This is a genomic window from Kocuria atrinae C3-8, from assembly GCF_000286355.1.
GTDB classification, from domain to species: Bacteria; Actinomycetota; Actinomycetes; order Actinomycetales; family Micrococcaceae; genus Kocuria; species Kocuria atrinae_A.
Genome location: NZ_AJXN01000218.1, coordinates 1 through 5234 on the forward strand (window position 1 = coordinate 1; position 5234 = coordinate 5234).

Annotated in this window: 4 protein-coding genes and 1 pseudogene; 2 read left to right on the forward strand and 3 right to left on the reverse strand. The window is 66.3% G+C overall.

From position 1 onward, the window contains the following. The 3 genes from YO9_RS19365 to YO9_RS0115965 all read right to left on the reverse strand — a co-directional run. Positions 1 to 504: glycosyltransferase (locus tag YO9_RS19365; RefSeq protein WP_016998388.1), on the reverse strand; the 504-nt coding region annotated here is incomplete at its 3' end. After that, positions 453 to 944, reverse strand: a complete 492-nt coding sequence (locus tag YO9_RS19370) for a glycosyltransferase family protein (protein ID WP_016998390.1) — start codon at positions 942 to 944, stop codon at positions 453 to 455. The genes YO9_RS19370 and YO9_RS19365, both read right to left, overlap by 52 nt. Continuing rightward, positions 941 to 1837 carry an alpha/beta fold hydrolase gene (locus YO9_RS0115965; RefSeq protein ID WP_262925737.1) on the reverse strand — a complete coding sequence of 299 codons (897 nt, stop codon included), beginning with the start codon at positions 1835 to 1837 and terminating at the stop codon, positions 941 to 943. The genes YO9_RS19370 and YO9_RS0115965 overlap by 4 nt, the downstream gene beginning before the upstream one ends. 338 nt (positions 1838 to 2175) lie before the next feature. Between YO9_RS0115965 and leuS the strand changes: the two are divergent. After that, a pseudogene (gene leuS / locus YO9_RS0115970) lies at positions 2176 to 4717 on the forward strand (leucine--tRNA ligase). Beyond that, a complete protein-coding gene (locus YO9_RS0115975; RefSeq protein ID WP_262925738.1) occupies positions 4717 to 5160 on the forward strand; it encodes a DegV family protein in 444 nt (147 codons plus the stop codon). Before leuS ends, YO9_RS0115975 begins: the two are co-directional and overlap by 1 nt. The last annotated feature ends 74 nt before the right edge of the window (positions 5161 to 5234 follow it).

Here is a 5234-nt window from a genome sequence, read left to right on the forward strand (position 1 = left end):
GTCGTCGGCTGGTGCGTACCCTGCGGCGCGGCCGGCCACCTCCCGAAAAATCGGTGTGTCCGAACAGACTACGGGAGCCCCGGCCGCGAAGGCCTCGATGAGCGGCAGGCCGTACCCTTCGGCGCGCGACGCCGTCAGCAGCGCGGCGCACGAGGAGAGCATGTCCTGGTATTCGGCGTCGCTCACCCCGCGGTGGAAGACCACGTTGTCGGCGGGGCCCGCGAGCGCGCGCAATTCAGCTTCGCGCGCCGGCGAAATCCGGGACAGCACGTGCAGCGTGTGGTCGGGCAGCTGCGCGGCGGCGCGCACCAGGGTCTCCACGTTCTTGTACGGCAGGAACGACCCCATGTAGAGCAGGGCCTTGCCGCGCGTACCGAGCCGCGCGATCGCCTCAGTTTCGGACACCGCCGCCGACGACGCCGCATTGGGCACCACGCGCACGTCCCGTTTGGTCAGGCGGTGGGCCAGGATCTGCTCGCGAGAGGTCTCGGAGACGGTGACCACGGCGTCGGCGCGATTGAGCGCGACCCGCTGCGGCCACCAGGCCTTGTGATAGCCCGCCAGCCCCATTGGATGGGCAGCGGCAGGTCCGATGGCGGCTGGGGGTGTTCGTAGTAGATCAGGTCGTGCAGGGTGAGGATTAGCTTGTAGCGCCGCCCCAGCGAACCCATGGTCTGCATGGGGGAGAAGACCACGTCAGGGCGATAGCGGTTGAGCTCCAGGGAAGTGAGCGCCTCGGCGGGCGAGGTCACGGACGGCCCGGTGAGATAGGGGAGCTCCGGGAAGTGCTCCAGCTGGCCGGGGTCGCTGATCAACGCGGCCAACCGGACCCGGGAATTGTCACGGGTCAGCTCAGCGAGCGCCGTGAGCAATTCCGCGCTGTAGCGGCTGATGCCGTCGTGGTGGTCGGTGCGGATGTAGCGGGCGTCGAAAAGGAACTTCACGGGCGATCATCACCGGCACTGCGTCCGTCACGATCACGGCGCTCGCGGAAGGCCTGCTGGGCGGCCTGTTCACGGGCCAACTGGTCCTGGCGGATGATCGGGGTCATGCCGGTCAGCTGGTCGGGCGTGGACTCGGTGGTGTCCGCGAGGGGGAGTTCGGCGTGAACCTCCAGGGGCTCGGGAGCCGGCGAGGAGAGGAAGTCATCGATGTACTCGGCCGCCAGCGTCGGGGCCTCGTAGTGGATCAGATGGCCGGTCTCCGGGATGATCTCCAGTCTGTGGCTGCGGATCCATGAGGCCATAGTTTCTTGGGACTGCACGGAGCCCAGATCATCTTCCGCGCCCACGATCAGCAGTGTGGGCATGGTCAGCTGCATGGCGACCTCGGCCACGGTGCCGGAAATGGAGGCCTGGTACGCCTCGTGGAGCACATCACGGTTGGCGAAGGTGGAGAAGTAGGACTCGTGCTGACGCAGCGCGTATTTCTTGATCTCGGGATCCTTGGACTTCACCATCACGTCGGTCATGAGTTTCACGACGGATCCGGAGGACAGGAGTTTGGAACCCAGCGCGCGGGGCAGTTTCTTGCCCACGCCGTAGTAGAGCTCGGTGAGCTTGGTCAGTCCCTTGTGTTGGCCGTTCAGGGCAGGTTCGGAGATCGGGTTGATGAGCACCAGCCTCTGCACCATGGACGGGTAATCCACGGCAAAGTGCGAGGCGATGATGGAGCCGAAAGAGTGGCCCACCACAATGATGCCGCTGCCGCTGTCCGGGGACACGGCGCCGTCGGTCAGGCCCGTGATGAAGTCCCGCGCGAACTCCACGTAGTTCGGGATGTTGTGTTCCCGCTCCGGGAAGGGCTCAGAGCGGCCGAACCCCGGAAGATCGGGCACGACCACGTGTACTTGTCGCGCAGTTCAGTGGCGATCAGTTGCAGACCGTGGTGGTCCCCGCGGAAGCCGTGGAACATGACGATGAGCGGTTTGTGCTGTTTGTCGGCGTCGTAGAACCAGTACCTGACCTTGTATCCGTCCAGTTGAACGCTGCGGCGTTCGGCGTACGGATTATCACGGTGACCTCCAAGTCATGGGCGAGCGGCGGGTCCATGGTAACCGTCCGGACCGGGAGCACGCCGGAGTTGCGGTGCTGGTCTAAACTGGCGGGAGATCCCCATGTCATTCAGCGTGGAATCACCATGCCAGCGGTTGCCGCCGGTTACGGCGGAACGCGGATGACTCAACTATGTGATGTGAAGGCGAGGCACGTGAGCGCGCAGAACACCCCGGAGACGGGAACCGAGTACGACTTCCAGCGAATTGAGGCCGCCTGGCCCCAGTTCTGGGACGAACAGCAGGTGTACAAGCCCCTCGACGACGGTTCCAAGCCCCGGCGCTACGTGCTGGACATGTTCCCCTACCCCTCCGGCGACCTGCACATGGGTCACGCGGAGGCCTTCGCCATGGGTGACGTGGTGGCCCGCTACTGGATGCACCGCGGCTACGACGTGATGCACCCCATCGGCTGGGACTCCTTCGGGTTGCCGGCGGAGAACGCGGCGATCAAGCGCAACACCCACCCCGCGGAGTGGACCTACCGCAACATCGACACGCAGAAGAAGTCGTTCCAGCGCTACGCCATCAGCGCGGACTGGACGCGGGAGATCCACACCTCGGATCCCGAGTACTACCGCTGGACCCAGTGGCTGTTCCTGCAGTTCTACAAGCACAACCTGGCGTACCGGAAGGATTCTCCGGTCAACTGGTGCCCCACCGACCAGACCGTTCTGGCCAACGAGCAGGTCGTCAACGGGCTGTGCGAGCGCTGCCACACCCCGGTGACCAAGAAGTCCCTGAACCAGTGTACTTCAAGATCACCGATTACGCGGACCGGCTCTTGGACGACATGAAGGAGCTGGAGGGCCACTGGCCGGAGCGCGTGTTGGCCATGCAGCGCAACTGGATCGGCCGTTCCGAGGGCGCACACGTGAACTTCGTGATCGAGGGTGCCCCGGCTGAGGGTGCGGACGCCTCCGACACCTCCGGGCGCACCGTCACCGTGTTCACCACCCGACCGGACACCCTCTACGGCGCCACGTTTTGCGTGGTCGCCGCGGACGCCGCCATTGCCGGTGAGATCGTCGACGACGAACACCGCGCTGCCCTGGAGGAATACCAGGAGAACATCAAGGCACTCTCGGACATCGATCGTCAGGCCACCGACCGGAAGAAGACCGGCGTGTTCCTGGGCCGTTACGCGGTCAACCCGCTCAACGGCGAGAAGCTGCCCGTGTGGGCCGCGGACTACGTCCTGGCCGACTACGGCACCGGCGTGATCATGGCCGTGCCGCCCACGATCAGCGTGACCTGGACTTCGCCCGCGAATTCGACCTGCCCGTGCGCGTGGTCGTGGACACCGGCGAAGAGGATCCCGCGGTTTCCGGCGTGGCCACCACCGGTGACGGCCAGCTGGTCAACTCCGGTCCGCTGGACGGACTGCCCAAGGCCGAGGCCATCACTAAGGCCATCGACATCGTGCGCGAGGCCGGTACCGGCGAGCGCTTCATCAACTACCGCCTGCGTGACTGGTTGCTGTCCCGCCAGCGCTTCTGGGGTGCACCCATCCCCATCATTCACTGTGAGGCGTGCGGTGAGGTGCCGGTCCCCGAGGACCAGCTGCCCGTGAAACTGCCCGAAAACCTGCGCGGCGAGGAACTCTCGCCCAAGGGACAGTCCCCGCTCGCGGCGGCGTCGGACTGGGTGAACGTAACCTGCCCCGAGTGCGGCGGGCCCGCCAAGCGCGATACCGACACCATGGACACGTTCGTGGATTCGTCCTGGTACTACCTGCGTTTCGCCTCGCCCAATGACGAGAACGCCCCGCTCGACCGGGACGAAGTGGACCGCTGGCTGCCCGTGGACCAGTACGTGGGCGGCGTGGAGCACGCGATTCTGCACCTGCTCTACAGCCGGTTCTTCACCAAGGCCCTCTACGACTTTGGCCTGGTTGGTTTCCAGGAACCGTTCAAGGCTCTGCTCAATCAGGGCCAGGTGCTCAACGGCGGCAAGGCGATGTCCAAGTCACTGGGCAACGGCGTGGACCTGGGTGAACAGCTGGACGCCTTCGGGGTGGATGCCGTGCGCCTGACCATGGTGTTCGCCTCCCCGCCCGAGGACGACGTGGACTGGGCGGACGTGTCCCCGCAGGGTTCGCAGAAGTTCCTGGCCCGCGCGTGGCGTCTGGCCCAGGACAGCACCGCCGGCCCGGATGCGGACTTCTCCGCCGGTGACAAGGCGCTGCGCAGCGCGACCCATCGGACGATTGCCGACGCCACGCAGCTGCTGGATTCCGGCAAGTTCAACGTGGTCATCGCCCGCACCATGGAACTGGTCAACGCCGTGCGCAAGGCCATCGACAGCGGCCCCGGTGCCGGCGATCCCGCTGTGCGCGAGGCCGTCGAGGCCGTGGCCATCCTGCTGTCCCTGGTGGCGCCCTACACCGCCGAGGACATGTGGCACGCCCTGGGCCACGAGGATTCCGTGGTGCTCGCACCGTGGCCCGAGGTGGACGAGGCCCTGCTCGTGGACGACACGGTCACCGCCGTGGTCCAGATCAAGGGCAAGGTCCGCGATCGCCTGGAGGTTGCCGCGGACATTTCCGAGGCCGACCTCGAAGCCGCTGCTCTGGCCTCGGAGACCGTCCAGCGACACATCGGTGACGCCACGGTCCGGAAGGTCATTGTGCGCGCGCCCAAACTCGTGAATATCGTGGTGTGATGAACCCTCACAGCGAACAGCGCCCGTCACCCGGATCTACGCCGGGGGACGGGCGCTGTCCCGTTCCCGGGGCCAAGGTCGCGGTGGTTACGGACAACGCGGCCGCGCTTCCTTCCGCCTGGCAAGCCGAGTTCGAGGCCTCGGGGGTGTTCTCGAGCGTTGAGTTGCCGGTTCTGATCGGCGGTCAGCTCTACACCGAGGACGAGGCGGACATGCTCTCGTCCCTGGTCATCGCGCTCACGGAAGGGCGGCCGGTGACCACCTCCAGGCCGGCCCCGGGGCAATTGCGCAAGATCTACGAGGCCTTCCAATCCGCGGGGTTCCAAGCGATCGTCTCGGTCCACCTGTCGGCGGAGCTGTCCGGCACCTGGGTGCGGCACGGATTGCGCGCCAGGACATCGACATTCCCGTTCGTCTCGTGGACACCCACAGCGCCGCGCTAGGGCAGGGCCTGGGCGTGCGGGCGGCGGTCCAGGCCGCCTTGGCGGGGCAGGGGATCGACGACGTCGCTGCGGCC